The organism is Stenotrophomonas sp. YJH_SMC_79, assembly GCF_059367995.1.
Genome location: NZ_JCAFRK010000001.1, coordinates 967,066 through 983,839, shown reverse-complemented (window position 1 = coordinate 983,839; position 16,774 = coordinate 967,066). Strand labels below are relative to the sequence as shown.

18 protein-coding genes and 4 tRNA genes are annotated in these 16,774 nt (G+C 66.7%); 13 read left to right on the top strand and 9 right to left on the bottom strand.

Going from position 1 to position 16,774, the window contains the following annotated elements:
• Nucleotides 1-35: 35 nt before the first annotated feature.
• From AC5P57_RS04975 to pcnB, 5 genes are all read right to left on the bottom strand, one after another.
• Nucleotides 36-533 (bottom strand): hypothetical protein, encoded by a 498-nt coding sequence (locus AC5P57_RS04975; RefSeq protein WP_262235576.1) that lies wholly within the window; start codon nucleotides 531-533, stop codon nucleotides 36-38.
• A 66-nt stretch (nucleotides 534-599) separates the two neighbouring features.
• Nucleotides 600-1,439 (bottom strand): pantoate--beta-alanine ligase, encoded by an 840-nt coding sequence (panC, locus tag AC5P57_RS04970; RefSeq protein ID WP_495219494.1) that lies wholly within the window; start codon nucleotides 1,437-1,439, stop codon nucleotides 600-602.
• Nucleotides 1,436-2,251 (bottom strand): 3-methyl-2-oxobutanoate hydroxymethyltransferase, encoded by an 816-nt coding sequence (panB, locus tag AC5P57_RS04965; protein ID WP_099554258.1) that lies wholly within the window; start codon nucleotides 2,249-2,251, stop codon nucleotides 1,436-1,438. The genes panC and panB overlap by 4 nt, the downstream gene beginning before the upstream one ends.
• A gap of 34 nt (nucleotides 2,252-2,285) precedes the next feature.
• Nucleotides 2,286-2,771, bottom strand: coding sequence for a 2-amino-4-hydroxy-6-hydroxymethyldihydropteridine diphosphokinase (gene folK, locus AC5P57_RS04960; protein ID WP_099554261.1), 486 nt, complete (start codon nucleotides 2,769-2,771; stop codon nucleotides 2,286-2,288).
• 3 nt (nucleotides 2,772-2,774) lie between these two features.
• On the bottom strand, nucleotides 2,775-4,154 hold the full coding sequence (gene pcnB, locus AC5P57_RS04955) for a polynucleotide adenylyltransferase PcnB (protein WP_099554321.1): 1,380 nt from the start codon (nucleotides 4,152-4,154) through the stop codon (nucleotides 2,775-2,777).
• Between the two features lie 52 nt (nucleotides 4,155-4,206).
• On the opposite strand from pcnB, the gene AC5P57_RS04950 reads away from it, so the two are divergent.
• A tRNA-Glu gene (locus AC5P57_RS04950) sits at nucleotides 4,207-4,281 on the top strand.
• Nucleotides 4,282-4,719: 438 nt separating this feature from the next.
• On the opposite strand, the gene AC5P57_RS04945 is transcribed toward AC5P57_RS04950, so the two are convergent.
• Nucleotides 4,720-6,144: a sugar porter family MFS transporter gene (locus tag AC5P57_RS04945; protein WP_099554263.1), complete on the bottom strand. Its 1,425-nt coding sequence runs from the start codon at nucleotides 6,142-6,144 to the stop codon at nucleotides 4,720-4,722.
• A gap of 193 nt (nucleotides 6,145-6,337) precedes the next feature.
• On the opposite strand from AC5P57_RS04945, the gene fdxA reads away from it, so the two are divergent.
• On the top strand, nucleotides 6,338-6,661 hold the full coding sequence (fdxA, locus tag AC5P57_RS04940; protein WP_005409054.1) for a ferredoxin FdxA: 324 nt from the start codon (nucleotides 6,338-6,340) through the stop codon (nucleotides 6,659-6,661).
• A gap of 150 nt (nucleotides 6,662-6,811) precedes the next feature.
• On the opposite strand, the gene AC5P57_RS04935 is transcribed toward fdxA, so the two are convergent.
• Nucleotides 6,812-7,327, bottom strand: coding sequence for a hypothetical protein (locus AC5P57_RS04935; protein ID WP_005409053.1), 516 nt, complete (start codon nucleotides 7,325-7,327; stop codon nucleotides 6,812-6,814).
• Nucleotides 7,328-7,359: 32 nt separating this feature from the next.
• Complete coding sequence (gene dapA, locus AC5P57_RS04930; RefSeq protein WP_099554267.1) at nucleotides 7,360-8,253, bottom strand: 4-hydroxy-tetrahydrodipicolinate synthase; 894 nt, start codon at nucleotides 8,251-8,253, stop codon at nucleotides 7,360-7,362.
• Nucleotides 8,254-8,417: 164 nt separating this feature from the next.
• Between dapA and AC5P57_RS04925 the strand changes: the two genes are divergently transcribed.
• The 10 genes from AC5P57_RS04925 (at nucleotide 8,418) to AC5P57_RS04880 (ending at nucleotide 14,336) form a co-directional block, all read left to right on the top strand.
• A complete protein-coding gene (locus AC5P57_RS04925) occupies nucleotides 8,418-8,978 on the top strand; it encodes a glycine cleavage system transcriptional repressor (protein ID WP_005409051.1) in 561 nt (186 codons plus the stop codon).
• Between the two features lie 91 nt (nucleotides 8,979-9,069).
• On the top strand, nucleotides 9,070-9,549 hold the full coding sequence (locus AC5P57_RS04920; protein ID WP_099554269.1) for a peroxiredoxin: 480 nt from the start codon (nucleotides 9,070-9,072) through the stop codon (nucleotides 9,547-9,549).
• Between the two features lie 84 nt (nucleotides 9,550-9,633).
• Entirely contained in the window at nucleotides 9,634-11,034 is a 1,401-nt protein-coding gene (locus tag AC5P57_RS04915) for a PhoH family protein (RefSeq protein WP_049486960.1), read from the top strand.
• A complete protein-coding gene (locus AC5P57_RS04910; RefSeq protein WP_099554271.1) occupies nucleotides 11,031-11,537 on the top strand; it encodes a hypothetical protein in 507 nt (168 codons plus the stop codon). Before AC5P57_RS04915 ends, AC5P57_RS04910 begins: the two co-directional genes overlap by 4 nt.
• An 11-nt stretch (nucleotides 11,538-11,548) precedes the next feature.
• The gene (locus tag AC5P57_RS04905) at nucleotides 11,549-12,217 is read left to right on the top strand and encodes a YoaK family protein (RefSeq protein WP_099554273.1); all 669 of its coding nucleotides are present in this window, start codon (nucleotides 11,549-11,551) and stop codon (nucleotides 12,215-12,217) included.
• Between the two features lie 64 nt (nucleotides 12,218-12,281).
• On the top strand, nucleotides 12,282-13,091 hold the full coding sequence (gene thiD, locus AC5P57_RS04900) for a bifunctional hydroxymethylpyrimidine kinase/phosphomethylpyrimidine kinase (RefSeq protein ID WP_099554275.1): 810 nt from the start codon (nucleotides 12,282-12,284) through the stop codon (nucleotides 13,089-13,091).
• Nucleotides 13,088-14,014 carry an alpha/beta hydrolase family protein gene (locus AC5P57_RS04895; protein WP_099554278.1) on the top strand — a complete coding sequence of 309 codons (927 nt, stop codon included), beginning with the start codon at nucleotides 13,088-13,090 and terminating at the stop codon, nucleotides 14,012-14,014. The genes thiD and AC5P57_RS04895 overlap by 4 nt, the downstream gene beginning before the upstream one ends.
• Nucleotides 14,005-14,081, top strand: a tRNA-Arg gene (locus AC5P57_RS04890). The genes AC5P57_RS04895 and AC5P57_RS04890 overlap by 10 nt, the downstream gene beginning before the upstream one ends.
• A 69-nt stretch (nucleotides 14,082-14,150) precedes the next feature.
• Nucleotides 14,151-14,227: transfer RNA gene (locus tag AC5P57_RS04885), tRNA-Arg, on the top strand.
• Between the two features lie 32 nt (nucleotides 14,228-14,259).
• Nucleotides 14,260-14,336 (top strand) — tRNA-Arg (locus AC5P57_RS04880).
• A 572-nt stretch (nucleotides 14,337-14,908) separates the two neighbouring features.
• On the opposite strand, the gene AC5P57_RS04875 is transcribed toward AC5P57_RS04880, so the two are convergent.
• A complete protein-coding gene (locus AC5P57_RS04875) occupies nucleotides 14,909-15,829 on the bottom strand; it encodes a LysR family transcriptional regulator (RefSeq protein WP_099554280.1) in 921 nt (306 codons plus the stop codon).
• 140 nt (nucleotides 15,830-15,969) lie between these two features.
• Between AC5P57_RS04875 and AC5P57_RS04870 the strand changes: the two genes are divergently transcribed.
• Nucleotides 15,970-16,671, top strand: a complete 702-nt coding sequence (locus AC5P57_RS04870; RefSeq protein WP_262236389.1) for a pirin family protein — start codon at nucleotides 15,970-15,972, stop codon at nucleotides 16,669-16,671.
• Nucleotides 16,672-16,774: the final 103 nt, after the last annotated feature.

Here is a 16,774-nt window from a genome sequence, read left to right as displayed (position 1 = left end):
TCGTCAGGGGGCTGCGGCAGGACGCTGAAGGCCGTTCAGGCGCCCTCGCCCGGCGGCGGCGGCGCGGCATGCCCGGAACTGCCCTCCAGTGACAGCCGGAACACCGTATGGAAGGCCAGCCCGGCGACCAGGCCGAAGCCCCCCGCAGCCAGCACCTGCAGGGCGTAGCTGATCACGTCGAAGGTGTCGACATAGCGCAAGCGCTGCAGCAGTGGACCATTGTCCGCGCCCGGCCAGGCGCAGGTGGCCATGGCCAGCGCGCCCAGCCCGAAACCGACCAGCAGGAAACCCACCCGGCGCAGGCGTTGCTGAGACTGCTGGATCAACGCCATCGGCAGCAGCACGGCAATCGCGTTGCAGCCCGCCAGCACGAACATCAGCCCCCCGCCGGTGAGCGCAGGTACCGGCGTGCGCGTGAACTCGAGTGCGAACAACAGGCCGCCGAACAGCTGGGCCGGCAACATGCCTGCCGCCAGCACCGCCAGGATCGAGGCCTGGGCGAGGCGACCCGCCTCAGTGTTCGGTTCTTTCATTTCCAGTCTCCCGTCCGTGGGATGGCGAGAGGCGCCCCGTGGGGGCGCCCGGGAGCCAGGTGCGGCTCAGAATTCCAGGTTGTCGATCAGGCGTGTCGTGCCCAGGCGCGCGGCGATCAGCGCCACGCGGCCGCCGCCGTCGAAGGTCGGTTCGGCCAGCTCAGGGGTGCGCAGCACCGCGTAATCGACCTGGAAACCGGCCGCCTGCAATGCCGCCGTGGCGTCGGCCTCGATGCGATCACGTGCCTGCCCGGCCACGTAGCCTTCGCGCATGCCCAGCAGAGTGCGGTGGATGCTGGTCGCGACCGGGCGCTGATCGGCACTCAGGTACTGGTTGCGCGAACTCTTGGCCAGGCCATCCTCGTCGCGCACGATGTCAGCACCGACGATCTGGATCGGGAACGACAGCTCGGCCACCATCTGCCGGATCACCGCCAGCTGCTGGTAGTCCTTGCGGCCGAACACGGCCACGTCCGGCTGCACCTGCAGGAACAGGCGCGCCACCACCGTGCAGACGCCATCGAAGTGTCCCGGTCGGCTGGCGCCTTCCAGCACTTCACTGACGCCGGGCGCGTGCATCTGCGTGGTCTTGTCCACGCCCAGCGGATACATCGCCTCGACGCTGGGCAGCCACACCGCATCGCAGCCGGCCTGCTCCAGCCCGGCCACGTCGGCCTCGGGCGTGCGCGGGTAGCGGCTGAAGTCCTCGTTCGGCCCGAACTGGGTCGGGTTGACGAAGATGCTGGCCACCACCCCGTCGGCGTACTGGCGGGCCAGGGTCACCAGCGAATGGTGGCCACCATGCAGGTTGCCCATGGTAGGCACCAGCGCCACGCGCAGGCCCTCGCGCTTCCACTGGGCGATCTGCCCGCGCAGTGCGCCGAGCTCGTTGAAGATCTGGATCATTGGGCGTAGGCGTGCTGTTCGTCGGGGAAGCTGCCGTCGCGCACAGCGTCGGCATAGGCGCGGGTGGCACCGGCCACCGAACCGCCTTCGGCAAGGAAATCCTTGACGAACTTGGGACGGCGATGGCCACTGTCCAGGCCGAGGAAATCGTGCAGCACAAGCACCTGGCCATCGCACCGGGGGCCGGCACCGATGCCGATGGTCGGCACATCCACCGCCGCGGTCACTTCCGCAGCGACCGGGGTCGGCACGCATTCGAGCACCATGATGCTGGCGCCTGCGGCCGCCACGGCCTTGGCATCCTCCACCAGCTGGCGCGCGGCATCGCCACGCCCCTGGATCTTGAAGCCGCCCAGGCGCAGCACCGACTGCGGGGTCAGGCCCAGATGCGCGCAGACCGGAATCTCGCGCTCGACCAGGTAGCGGATGATGTCGACCTTGAAACCGGCACCTTCGATCTTGACCATCTCGGCACCGGCCTGCAGCAGCTGCAGCGAGGCATCCAGCGCGCGCTCCGGGGTGGCATCGGCGCCGAACGGCAGGTCGGCCACCAGCAGTGCACGCTGCAGCACGCGGGCCACGGCGCGGGTGTGGTAGACCATGTCGGCCACGGTCACCGGCAGGGTCGAATCATGGCCCTGCACGACCATGCCCAGCGAATCGCCTATCAGGATCAGGTCGATGCCATTGGCATCGAAGGTGCGGGCGAAGCCAGCGTCGTAGGCGGTCAACATGACCAGCTTCTGGCCATTGCGCTTGGCCTCGGCCAGGGCGGGAACGGTCCAGGGCTTGCTGTCTGCGTGGGTGCTCATGTGCTGATAACCGGGGGAGATAACCCGGGCATTATCACCCTATCGGCGCGATCCCGCAGGCATCCACCCGCATCACTGCATCCCGCACGCGGCCATGCCCGGGAATGGCCAGATCCGGCGCGATTTCGGCCAGCGGCACCAACACGAAGGCGCGCTCGTGCATGTAGGGATGCGGCACCTGCAGGCCGGGCAGGTCAAGCACCTGAGCGCCATACAGCAGCAGGTCCAGGTCCAGCGCGCGCGGCCCCCAGTGCACCGCCGCATCACGTACGCGCCCAAAGCGCTGCTCCAGCGCCAGCATCGCCTGCAGCAGTCCATCGGCAGCCAGTGAGGTTTCGACCGCGGCCACCGCGTTGACGAACGGTGGCTGGTCTTCATTGCCCCAGGCCGGCGTTGCGTACAGGCGCGAGGCCTGCAGCACACGCGTCCCGGGCAGGCCGTCCAGCGCGGTGATCGCCGCGCCGACAGTCGTGGCCGCATCGCCGAGATTGGCGCCGAGGCCGATCCACGCAGGCGTCATGGCTTATTCGCCAGCCGCACCGGCCGAGGCACCCGGACGGCGACGACGACGGCGACGCTTGCGCGGTGCTCCGTTCTCGTCATCGCCCTCTTCGCTGTGCATCGCATCCAGCGACGATTCCAACTCGCGGCCGGACTGGGCCTGTGCCTCACGCCAGAATTCAACATCGGCAGCGTGCTCGGCCGAGGCCACCTGGCGCAGGCTGAGGAAGTCGAACGCCGCGCGGAAGCGCGGGTGGGTGAGCGTACGGAACACGCGCTTGCGCTGGCGAGAGCCGAAGCGCGACTGCAGCAGCCAGATTTCCTGCATCGGCAGCGAGAAGCGGCGCGGCAATGCGATGGTGCTCAGCTGCTGCACGGTCACACGGTCGGCCGCACGACGCTGTGCCTCCTCCGGCGCCACGCCCTGCTTGAGCAGGGTCGCCTGCGCGCGGCAGAACGCAGGCCACAGCAGCAGCGCGAACAGGAACGCCGGCGAGACCGGCTCGTCGTTGGCCACGCGTGCATCGGTGTTGGCCAGGCCCTCGACCAGCATGCGGCGCAGCGCGCCGGTGCGGTTGGACTTCAGCGCCTTTGCGCTTTCCGGGAACAATACGTCCAGCAGACCGTAACGCTCCAGGCCTTCGAAGCTGGCCACGCCGTGCCCGGACAGGAACAGCTTCAGCACTTCCTCGAACAGGCGTGCCGGTGCGGCTTCGTTGAGCAGGCCGGCCAGCTGCGGGATCGGCGCGGCGGTGCCCTCTTCGATCTGGAAGCCGAGCTTGGCCGCCAGGCGCACGGCGCGCAGCATGCGCACCGGGTCTTCCTGGTAGCGCTGCACCGGGTCGCCGATGAGCTTCATCAGGCGCGCCTGCACGTCTTCGAAGCCGCCGGTGTAGTCACGCACCGAGAAATCCTCGATGGCGTAGTACAGGGCGTTGCAGGTGAAGTCGCGGCGGACGGCGTCGTCTTCGATGGTGCCGTACACGTTGTCGCGCACGAGCATGCCGTTTTCCATCTCGCGGTCGCCGCTGCCGTCATCGCTGTTGGCGCGGAAGGTGGCGACTTCGATGATCTCGCGGCCGAACACAACGTGGGCGAGGCGGAAGCGGCGGCCGATCAGGCGGCAGTTGCGGAACAGCTGCTTGACCTGTTCGGGCGTGGCGTCGGTGGCCACGTCGAAATCCTTGGGTTGGCCATTGACCAGCAGGTCGCGCACCGCGCCGCCGACAAGGTAGGCGCCGAAGCCGGCATCGCGCAGGCGATAAAGCACGCGCAGGGCGTTCGGGCTGATGTCCTTGCGGGAGATCGTGTGCTGGTCGCGCGGGATGACGCGCAGGCTGAACGGTGATGGAGCAGAGGAAATGATGTTGGCGCTTCCGGTTGAAGTTTCGGGATTGCCCAATGGCATCGAGGTGCATATACTAGCGCTCCTGCCTCGGCAGCGACACAGTTACGCTCCCTTCGTCTAGTGGTTAGGACGTGGCCCTCTCAAGGCTAAAACAGGGGTTCGAGTCCCCTAGGGAGCGCCAGTCGCCGCAGCAGGAACCGAAAAAGCCCGCCTTGTGCGGGCTTTTCTGTTTTCCGGATTTGGCGCACCCCGCCTGCTTGATCGCTGTAGCGCCAACCCTCCCGAAACGAGTTCGGGCAAGGCCATCCAGGGCAGGACACGCCGTAAACCCATCCCTGGGGGCTCGGTCGCGCCATCCATGGCGCTCACGGCCCTGCCCTGGATGGCCTTGCCCGCGCTCTTCACAGTTTCCGTACTCACGGCAAACTCGACCCCGACGTGCTGCGTTGCGTCCGCGCAACCCATGATCTGACCAGAGGTGGCAGGCCCGCCGATCCAGGACCGTTGGCGCCATGGATGGCGCCATCGAGCCCCCAGGGATGGGTTTACGGCGTGTCCTGGATCGGCGGGCCTGCCACCTCCCCGCAGAACAGGGAGGCGCTGAAACACAGGCCGGCCGTCAGCCTTCCATCTGCTCCAGCTCCTTGCCCTTGGTCTCGCGCACGTAGCGGACCACGAAGAAGATCGAGAGGATGGCCGCCACCGTATAGATGCCATAGGCACCGGCCAGGCCGATGCCGGCCAGCAGCATCGGGAAGGTCACGGTGATCGCGAAATTCGAGGTCCACTGCGCCGCACCGGCAACGGCCAGCGCCGGGCCGCGGATCTGGTTGGGGAACATCTCGCCCAGCATCACCCACATCACCGGGCCCCAGGACATGTTGAAGAACACCACGTAGACATTGGCCGCGACCAGCGCCAGCCGGCCCATGCCATCGGACAGCTGCAGGCGACCGTCGGCAAGACTGCCACTGGCGAAAGCGACCACCATCAGCACCAGCGCCACCGACATGCCGACCGAACCGATCCACAGCAGCGGCCTGCGCCCGATGCGGTCGATCAACAGCACCGTCAGCAGGCAGGCGCCGATGCTCAATGCACCGGACAGCACGTTGATCAGCAGCGCGTCACTTTCCGAGAAGCCGACCGCCTGCCACAGCACTGCGCCGTAGTAGAACACCACGTTGATGCCGACCAGCTGCTGGAACATCGCCAGGCCGATGCCGACCCAGAGGATCGGGCGCAGCTTGCCGGTGACCTTGTCGCGCAGGTCGGCGAAGCGTGGCTTGTGCTGGTCCTGGGCCAGGCTGGCCTCGATCTCGGCCAGCTTGGTCGCAGCCGTGCCCTCACCATACAGGCGCGACAGCACCGCCCTCGCCTGCTCCGGGCGCCCCTTCACGACCAGGAAGCGCGGGCTTTCGGGAATCACCAGCAACAGCAGCAGGAACAGCCCCGAGGGCAGCGCCTGCATCCAGAACATCCAGCGCCAGGCCTCCTGGCCCAGCCACAACGGCTCGGTCGAGGCCCCGGCGGCGCGGGCCAGCAGGTAGTTGCTGAGGAACGCCGCGAACAGGCCGCAGATGATCGCCATCTGCTGCACGGTGGCCAGACGCCCGCGATAGCGCGCCGAGGCCACTTCAGCGATGTAGGCCGGCGACATCACGCTCGCCGCCCCCACCGCGAAGCCGCCAAGCACGCGTGCAGCAATGAACAGCCAGGAGGCGTGGGCGGCACCGGCGCCCAGCGCCGAAACCAGGAACATCAGCGCCGACACGATCAGCACGCCACGACGGCCCAGGCGATCCCCCAGCCAGCCGGCCAGGAAGGCACCGATGGCGCACCCCAGCAGCATCGAAGCGACTTCGAAACCGAGCGCCGCCTCGCTGGAGTTGAAGGCCTGGCGAAGGCCGTCGACCGTGCCATTGATGACACCACTGTCGAAGCCGAACAGGAATCCACCGAGGGTGGCCACGCAGCTGATCAGGACGATGAATGCAGTGTTCTCACCGCCGTGGGGCGCGGTGCTGGGCTGGGCTTGGGACATGGACGATCCTGCTGGGAAGGGAGTCCGGCCACGGCGGGTGACCGATCGCCCCGCAGCGTCGCACAGGCCCTGCCCTGCCGCCAATGACCGCCACGGCCGCGCCTGCCAGACGCCCGATTTCCGCTCTGCGCCGACACCGGAGGCCAACCTGTTCTAGAATTGGCGGGTTCAGGAATCGATCCACCCCCAGCCCATGCCCTTTGTCGTCACCGAAAACTGCATCAAGTGCAAACACACCGATTGCGTGGAAGTATGCCCCGTGGATTGCTTCCACGAAGGCCCGAACTTCCTGGTGATCGACCCGGATGAGTGCATCGACTGCACCCTCTGCGAGCCGGAGTGCCCGGTCAATGCGATCTTCCCGGAGGACGATGTCCCCGCCGGCCAGGAAGGCTTCGTCGCGCTCAACGCCGAACTGGCGAAGGAGTGGCCGGTGCTGACCGTGCGCAAGGACCCGCCCGCCGACGCCGGCGAGTGGGATGGCAAGCCGGACAAGCTGAAGCTGCTGGAGCGCTGAGAAGCGCCCGCTGCGACAACGGAAAAGGGCGCCCATGGCGCCCTTTTCTGTTCTCGGTAGGTGCCAACCTTGGTTGGCACAGAAGTGCCGACCAAGGTCGGCCTCTACCCGGGCAGGTGCGGGCCTGGGCCCACGCCCACCCGACCGGCCTTACTGGGCCAGCTTCGCCTTCAGCGCGGCGATCAGCTTCACCGGCGCTTCGGCGGTGGCCGGCAGGCCACGCGGGTCGACCGCGGAGATGTAGGCGCCAGCATCGACGGCCACCACGCGGACCAGGAAGTTGCTGCCTTCGTAGGCCACGTCGTACGAACCGAGCAGCTGGGCGCGGCTGGCGATGGTCACGCCCTCCACGCCTTCCAGCGCGGTACCGACCTTGGCGAAGGCTTCATCCTTGCCGCCGGCAATGGTGAAACCGGTGTTGCCAACGGCCGGAGCCGCGGCTGCCGGTGCTGCCGGCTTGGTGGCCGAAACCAGCGCCGGCACCTTGTTGTCACCGGTGGTGGCCGGCAGGTTCAGGTCCGGCGGCACTTCCAGCGGGCGCATTTCCGGGGCCAGGGCGTAGTCGCCCTTGACGCCACGCTTGAAGCAACCGGTGGTGCCGGCCGCAACAGCTACAGCAAGCAGGGCGTAGGACAGCACGCGGACAGTGGAAACGGATTGACGCATGTGAATCTCCTGGGTCAGACCAAGACGAAAGGTCAGTGGCTGGAAAGGGCTTCGAGGGCGGCGATGTCGCCGGCAAGATGGTCGGCGGCCGCATGGTGCGGCGCCGACAGCGGCAGCAGCGGCAGGCGCAGGTCGTGGCCGATGCCGATGCGGCGCAGCAGCGCCTTGACCGGAATCGGGTTCGGCTCGACACCGCAGAAGTCATGGAACGGTTGCAGGCGCGCGTCCCAGGACCCGGTGGCTTCATGGTCGTGGGCGACGGCCAGCTCACACATCCGGCGGTAGGCGCCCGGAAGCACATTGGATCCGACCGAGATCAGACCATCGACGCCGGCCTGGATCGACCGTGCCGCCGTGCCGTCGTCGCCGCTGAGCACGGCGAACTGCGGGCTGCGCAGGGCCAGCAGCGCCTGCACCCGGCCGGTGTCGCCCACCGCCTCCTTGATGCCGACGATGTTGGGATGGCTGGCCAGCTCGGCCACGGTCTCCGGCTGCATGTCGCAACCGGTGCGGCCTGGCACGTTGTACAGCACGACAGGCAGCCCGCCCTGGTCGGCGACCGCGCGGTAGTGCGCGATCAGGCCAGCCTGGGTCGGCCGCACGTAAGGCGGGGTGACCACCAGCGCATGGCTGGCGCCGAGCGCGGCGGCACGGCGGGTCTGTTCGATGGTCTTGGCGGTGCCCGACAGGCCGGTACCGGCCATGACCGGGATGCGGCCGCCGATGCGCTCGACCGCGCTGGCGAGCAGCAGGTCGTACTCGGCATCGGTGAGCGTTGCCGCCTCGCCGGTCGAGCCGGCAACGACAACGCCATGGACGCGACCTTCCAGTTGCAGGTGCAGCAGGCGCTGCCAACCGTCGGGATCGAGGGCGCCGTCGGCCCGGAACGGGGTCGCCAGCGCGGTGATGAGGCCGGAAAGGGACAAGGACGTGCTGCTCTTGGCTGGAAAGGGAAAACGCCCGCCACGAAAGGCCGGGGGCGACCTGAATGTTACTTGCGGCGCGAAAGCACGGGCAAGTATGCTGGACACCGGTGGATCCCCGCCTCTGGCGGGCATTCAGACTAACGCATGCATTACCCGGAATCGCCTTGACCGACACCACCCCGCGCCCCGCGCCGAGCGAAAACCACCTCCTGATCAACGCCTATACGACGCATCCGGAGTCCCCCCTGCTGTCCGTCACCCGCCGCATTGCCGACAGCGGCTGCAATCTGGTGGACGCACGCCTGGCCACGGTCGGTCGCGATGTCTCGGTCACCGCCCTGGCCACCGGCTCGTGGGACTCGGTGGCCAAGCTGGAAGCGATGCTGACCCGGCTCGAGCGCGAGGAAGGCCTGAAGCTGGTCTGGTACCGCACCGCCGCCAAGCAGGCGCAGTCCAACCTGCTGCCGTACATCGTCGAGGTGATCGCCGCCGACAAGCCGGGCATCCTGTTCCAGCTGGCCGATTTCTTCGACCGCCAGGGCATCACCATCGAGAACCTGCAGAGCACGCGCTACCGCGCCATGCAGACCGGTGCGGAGATGTTCAGCGCGCAGGTCACCATCGGCGTGCCGGCCAACATGCACATCGCCGCGCTGCGCGACGATTTCCTCGAGTTCTGCGACCACCTGAACCTGGACGCGATCATGGACCCGATGAAATTCTGATCGAACGTGCGGATTTTCGCGCGCCTCTCACGGGCGCGTGGCGTTTCATGCAATTGTCGTAGAAACACCCCAGGCTCGACAGAAGGACCTCATGAACAACGGCGATACCCTGGACAGCACCACCCTCTCCCTGCCGCTGGCACTGTCCGGTGGCGACCAGGCCACCCTCGGCGACTATGCCGGCCAGTGGCTGGTGCTGTACTTCTACCCCAAGGACAGCACCCCAGGCTGCACCACCGAAGGCATCGACTTCAACGCCCTGCTTCCGAAGTTCAAGAAGGCTGGTGCGGTCGTGCTCGGCGTCTCTCGCGACTCGGTGAAGTCGCACGACAACTTCTGTGCCAAGCAGGGCTTCAGCTTCCCGCTGGTCAGCGATGGCGACGAAGCGCTGTGCACCGCCTTCGACGTGATCAAGATGAAGAACATGTACGGCAAGCAGGTACGTGGCATCGAACGCAGCACCTTCCTGATTTCCCCCGACAGCCGCATCGTGCAGTCCTGGCGCAAGGTCAAGGTTGCCGGCCATGCCGATGCCGTTCTCGCCGAACTGAAGGCCTCCCAGTCCAAGTGAGTCCCACTGCCTACTGTGTCTGCCATCACCCTGCCCTGCAGCAGGCCGTGGTGGTTTTTCCCTGTCCGTAACCAGGAATCGACGATGACCCGAGGCAAGCGCATCTACGTGCTGGATACCAATGTGCTGATGCACGATCCCACCGCGCTGTTCAAATTCGAGGAACACGACGTCTACCTGCCCATGCAGGTGATCGAGGAGCTGGACAACGGCAAGAAGGGCACCTCCGAGGCGAGCCGCAACGCCCGCCAGGTGAGCCGCTTCCTCAATGAGCTGGTGCAGGAATCCGGCCTGGACAACCTGGCCGACGGCATTCCGCTGCAACGGCCCAATGGCCTGCAGCTGCGCGGCAAGCAGAGCGCGGGCAAGCTGCGCTTCCAGACCAGCCATTTCGATGCCGGCAAGAGCTTTGGCAAGGTGATCCCGGACAACGCAATCCTCGGCGCGATCCTGGCCCTGAAGGAAGAAACCCCGGACCTGCCGGTGGTGTTCGTTTCCAAGGACATCAACCTGCGGATCAAGGCCGCCATCGCCGGCATCGTGTCCGAGGACTACGAGAACGACCGCGCGCTGGACGATTTCAGCCTGCTCTACACCGGCGCCACCGAGCTGCCGGAAGACTTCTGGAAGCGTCACGGCGACGACCTGCGCAGTTGGAGCGACAAGGGCCGCACGCATTACGAAATCCAGGCGCAGGATGGCGAGGAGTGGTACCCGAACCAGTACGTCTACCTGCCCGGCGAAGACGAAGTCGAACTGCGTGTCAGCCGCGTGGTCGGCGACGGCAAGGTGGTGCTGTCGCTGGTCGATGATTTCCGCCATGGCAGCCACGCCGTGTGGGGCATCAGCGCGCGCAACCGCGAGCAGAACTTCGCGCTCAACGCACTGATGGACCCGGAAATCGACTTCGTCACCCTGCTGGGTACCGCCGGTACCGGCAAGACCCTGCTGGCGCTGGCCGCCGGCCTGGCGCAGACGATGGACCAGCAGCGCTACCGCGAGATCATCATGACCCGCGCCACGGTCAGCGTCGGCGAAGACATCGGTTTCCTGCCAGGCACCGAGGAGGAGAAGATGACGCCGTGGATGGGCGCGCTGACCGACAACCTGGAAGTGCTCACGCACAACCAGGAAGGCGGCACCTGGGGCCGCCAGGCCACCAACGACCTGCTCGCCAGCCGCATCAAGATCCGCTCGATGAACTTCATGCGCGGCCGCACCTTCCTGTCGCGCTACCTGATCCTGGACGAGGCGCAGAACCTCACCCCGAAGCAGATGAAGACGCTGATCACCCGTGCCGGTCCCGGCACCAAGATCGTCTGCCTGGGCAACGTCGAGCAGATCGACACCCCGTACCTGACCGAAACCACTTCGGGCCTGACCTACGCGGTGGATCGCTTCAAGAACTGGCCGCATAGTGCACACATCACCCTGCGCCGGGGCGAGCGTTCGCGCCTGGCCGATTACGCTTCGGAGGTGTTGTGAACCGCTGCACCCGCCTGCTGCTGCCCACGGCTGCGATCGCCCTCGCAGCCACCCTGGGCGCCTGCACCACTACGCGCGGCCCGGCCAGCGTGCCGACCGCCGAGCGCACCGGCCAGTCCTGGGTGGTCACCCGCCCGATCATCGCCGCGCAGGTGCTCGACACCTGTTCGCGACCCAGTCCCGGCCGCGAGGCCGGGCGGGTCAGCGGCTACTGGGCGCCCAGCCGGCAGCAGATCGATCAATTGGAAGCCCAGCTGTCATCGCTTGAAGCGCAGGTGCCGAAGGTGCTGGACTTCGACCGCCAGTACGTCGGCATCGAAAGCGCCGGCAAGCGGCTGATCTACGTCAACGCCTTCCACCTGCCCGACGACAGCGGCATCAATCCGGCACGGGAAGCAATCCGCGTCTGCGACGGCGGTACGCAGTTCTGGGGCGCAGTGTTCGATCCGGCCAGCAACACCTTCAGCGAGCTGCAGTTCAACGGCGGCTTCGGCGGGCCCTGAGGGCCCCGTCGATGGGAATACGCCTGCCCACCTGGGTCTGGATTGGCGCGGTCGCGCTCTCGTGCGTGGCCGGCATGGTCAACGTGGTCGGCTTCCTCGGTTTCGAGCACCAGGCGGTCAGCCACATGACCGGCAGCACCAGCCAGCTCGGCATGGCACTGGCACAGGGGGACTGGCGCGCCGTCGGGCACCTGTGGGGGCTGCTGATCGCGTTCTCGCTGGGCGCGATGCTCAGCGGCCTGTTGATCCAGGACAGCGCCCTGCAACTGGGCCGGCGCTACGGCGTGGCACTGGCGCTGGAATCGGCGCTGCTGCTGATCGCCATTCCGCTCTTTGAACAACACCAGATCTGGGGCGCACTGGCGGCCGCCATGGCCTGCGGCCTGCAGAACGCGATGGCCACCACCTTCAGTGGCGCGGTGGTGCGCACCACCCACCTCAGCGGCATGTTCACCGACCTGGGCATCGGCCTCGGTCACCTGCTGCGCGGGTTGCCGCTGCAGGTACGACGCCTGACCCTCAGCGGCCTGATCATCAGCGGCTTCCTCGCTGGAGGCATCATCGGCGCCTGGCTGTTCGTACGCTGGCAGTACGACGCCCTGCTCGCCCCTGCCCTGCTGACCGGCCTGACCGGGCTGGGCTATGTGATGTACCAGCAGTGGGCGCGCTGGCGGCATTGAATCAAAGGCATCCACGCATGGCGTGGATCTACCTTCCCCTGCTGGACCACGGCACAATCAACCGATGAGCCCGACCACTCCCGTCTCCGTCCTTACCATCGCCGGCTCCGACTCCGGTGGCGGCGCCGGCATCCAGGCCGACCTGAAGGCCTTCGCCGCGCATCGCGTGCATGGTCTTTCGGCGATCGCCGCGCTGACCGCACAGAACACCCGCGGCGTGACCGCCGTGCATGTGCCACCGATCGACTTCCTGCGTGCACAGCTGGACGCCTGCTTCGACGACTTCGACATCCACGCGGTGAAGCTCGGCATGCTGGCCAACGCCGAAGTGATCAACGCCGTCGCCGACGCACTGGAGAAGCATCGTCCGCCCCACGTGGTGCTGGACCCGGTGATGGTCGCCACCAGCGGCGCACGCCTGCTGGAAGACAGCGCATTGCAGGCCATGCGTGAGCGCCTGATCCCGCTGGCCACGCTGATCACCCCCAATACGCCGGAAGCAGAACTGCTGGTCGGCCGGAAGATCAGCAACGGCGAAGACGCAGAACAGGCCGCTTCGGCCCTGCTCGACCTCGGTGCTGGCGCAGTGCTGCTGAAAGGCGGCCACCTGCAGGAAGGCAATCGCGTGATCGACCGCTATTTCGACGGCGTCAGCAGCGAAGAATTCATCCATGCGCGCCTGCCACTGGATGCGCACGGTACCGGCTGCACGTTGGCTTCGGCCATTGCTGCGCAGCTGTGCAACGGCCTGAGCCTGGCCAATGCCTGCGAAGCCGGCATCGACTACGTTGCACGTGGGCTGCAGCAAGGCTATGCGCCGGGCCGCAGCGAAGTACTGGTGCTCGACCATTTTGGCGCGGCTCCGCACGCATGAGCCTGACACCGCGCATCCTCGCCGTGCAGTGCATCGACGGCCATCGCTACGAAGTGATCGCCTGCGTGCCCGCACAGCCCATCGCGCGCCTGCTGTGGCTGCCCGCGCTGGGCGTGGCTGCGCGCCACTATCTTCCGCTGGCGCAGGCCCTGGCTGCGAAGGGCGTGGCGGTCTACCTGCATGAGTGGCGCGGCAACGGCAGCAGTTCACTGCGGCCATCGCGCACGCAGGACTGGGGCTATCGCGAGGTGCTCGAGCGGGATCTACCGACCAGCCAAGCGGTCCTTGCCGCAGCGGATGACGAGGCTGGCGCCCTGCCCTGGATCATCGGCGGCCACAGCCTCGGCGGACAGCTGGCATGCGTGCATGCCGGGCGCAATCCGCAGCACTTCAACCGGCTGTGGCTGGCCGCCAGTGGCTCACCCTTCTGGCGCGGCTTCCCGCCACCGCGGGGTTGGCTGCTGCCGCTGGTCTACCGCTTCCTGCCGTGGATCGCGCAACGCCAGGGCGTCCTGCATGGGCGACGCCTTGGCTTCGGCGGTACCGAGGCACGTGGCCTGATCGCCGACTGGGCGCGCGTCGGCCTGAACAACCATTACGCCGCCGCCGGCATGGACGAAGACCTCGACACGCAGATGGCGCGCGTGCATGGCAGCGCGCAGGCTGTGCTGATGGAACATGACTGGCTGGCACCGACCGGATCGATGCAGACGTTGCTGGCGAAACTGCCGAATGTGGTCGCGCAGCTGCGCGTGCTGTCCGCGCAGGAATTGGGCACGCACGCCGATCACTTCGCCTGGCTGAAGGCCCCGGACGCCGTGGCTGACAGCTTTTTCATTCAGTTGGATGAAAATTTTCACAAAACTGTTGACGGTGCGCGCCGACATCCGCATAATTCCGCTCCTGTCGCAGGGCGCCCGTAGCTCAGTTGGATAGAGTACCTGGCTACGAACCAGGCGGTCGGGAGTTCGAATCTCTCCGGGCGCACCACTCGACAGGTTTCCAGCATCCGCCGCTGGAAATGAAGTAAAATTAAGCAGTAGATTGATTGTGTACCGCGCGCCCGTAGCTCAGTTGGATAGAGTACCTGGCTACGAACCAGGCGGTCGGGAGTTCGAATCTCTCCGGGCGCACCATACACAGTCAGCACAACAAGTTTATGTAATTGGCGCCCGTAGCTCAGTTGGATAGAGTACCTGGCTACGAACCAGGCGGTCGGGAGTTCGAATCTCTCCGGGCGCACCATTACACCGAAACAGCAGGCCTCGGCCTGCTGTTTTTTTATGTGTGTTTTCCGGCAGGGCTGCGCCCTGCACCTGCAGAGGCCACAGCCGGAGCAACAGCAACAGCACGCATTCCGTGGTTTGGCGGGGCGGTGTCGGAGTGCGGGGACGGCGCAAGTACATCCATGTAGCCTTGGCAGCCGCATCCATGCGGCTGACACCCCGCACTCCGACACCGCCCCACCTCTGACAGATTTCCGCGATCTGATGGATCCACGCCATGCGTGGATGAATCTCCATCGAGTTCGAGTATTTCGATAATTGATCGAAGAGCATCCACGCATGGCGTGGATCTACCGTGTCGACCAAGGTCGACACCTACCAACAGCAGCGGGACTCTGTCGAAGGCGGGGTGGGTCCGGTTGCGGGGGCGTGAGCCGCATGGATGCGGCGACCGAGCTTACATGGACGTACTTGCAGCGGCCCCCGCAACCGGACCCACCCCGCCATCCCTCAGGAAACCAGCTTCCGTTGTTGTTGCAGTTGCTGTTGCTCCAGCCCCTAGCGGGTGCAGGGCGCAGCCCTGCCAAAACCCTACACCCCGGCCATTGCCTGCCACCACTGCGACAGCAGCTCCGGCCTGCGCAGGCGTTCGCGCCACCAGCGCAATGCCGCACCATCCTCACCGGTGCGCCAGGCCAGCCAGAAGGTCTCTTCCGGCTTGTGCTCCTCCACCTCGCGGATCACCAGCTGGCCACGCGCCACCGCAGCGCGCGCGCATGGCTCGGGCAGGAAACCAAAGCCCACGCCTTCGCATTGCAGCTTCAGCTTGCTGGCCATGTCCGGCACCGTCAGCATCTCCTGCCCCATCAACAGGCCGACCGTGCGCGGCAGCAGCCGTCGCGCCGAATCGGAGACCGCGATCGCGCAGTGCTCGACCAGCTGCTCGCGACCGAGCACGCCTGGCACTGCGGCCAACGGATGATCGGGCGCGACCGCGAACACGAACTCCACCGTGCCCAGCGGCTCGACCACATAACCACCGCCACTGGGGCCCTCACCCGGCGCGCCGACCAGCAGATCGGCACGCCGGTCCAGCAAGGCCTCCCAGGTGCCTGACAGTGCCTCACCGATCAGACGCAGCCGGGTTGGTGCCTCGGCCTCACGAAACGCGGCGATGTCCGGGCCCAGCAGCCAGGTCGGGAACACCGAGTCCACCGCCAGGGTCAGTTCGGTCTCCCAGCCCGATGCCACCCGGCGCACCCGCAGCTCCAGCTCGCGGGCGGCGCGCAGCAGGTGCCGGCCTTCGTCCAGCAGCGCGCGGCCAGCCTCGGTCGGCTCGGCGCGCGGGCCGACCCGGTCGAACAGCTGAACGCCCAGGTCCTCCTCCAGCTTGGCCACGGTGTAGGAGATGGTCGAGGGCACTTTGTGCAGGGCCTTGCCGGCGCCGGCGAACGAGCCGCGGCGGTCGATGGCATCCAGGATCTGCAGGGCATCGAGGCTGAGCTTGAGCATTCGAATTTTTCGATGATGGCTGTCAAAACTATCCGTTTTTCAAACCCCGGGCGCAAGCGGATACTTCTCTCCAACGGGGAAACACAGCGGCTACCGGCCCACCCCGCCCCATCGAAACCATCGAACAAGGAGATTCCATCATGCTGCAGATCCGCAAGAGCGCTACCCGTGGCCTGGCCGAGCATGGCTGGCTGTCCTCGCGCCATACCTTCTCCTTTGCCAACTACTACGACCCGCGCTACGTCAGCTTCGGCCCGCTGCGGGTGATCAACGAAGACAAGGTGATCGGCGGCCAGGGCTTCGGCACCCACGGCCACAGCAACATGGAGATCATCTCCTACGTGCTGGGCGGTGCGCTGGAACACAAGGACTCGATGGGCACCGGTTCGGTGCTGCGCTACGGCGACGTGCAGCGCATGAGCGCCGGCAGCGGCGTCACCCACAGCGAGTTCAACCACTCGACCGACGAGACCGTGCACTTCCTGCAGATCTGGATCTTCCCGGATGCGGAGAACATCGCGCCGTCCTACGAGGAGACCCACTTCACGCCGGACAGCAAGCGCGGCCAGCTGCGCCTGATCGCTTCGCCGGACGGCGCCGACGGTTCGCTGCGCATCCACCAGGATGCCCGCATCTTCGCCACCATCCTCGACGGCGGCCAGAAGCTGCACCATGCGCTCGGCAATGGTCGTGGCGCCTATGTGCAGGTGGCCCGTGGGCAGCTGCAGGTCAACGGCATCACCCTGGAAGCCGGTGATGCGCTGCAGGTCAGCGACGAAGCGCAGCTGACCCTGGAAAACGGCAACGACGCCGAAGTGCTGGTGTTCGACCTGCCGCTGTAACCACAACGCCCGCGATGCTGCAGAGCATCGCGGGCGTATGTGTAGAGCCGAGCCCATGCTCGGCTGCGGTTTGACAGCCAGCCGAGCGTGGGCTCGGCTCTAC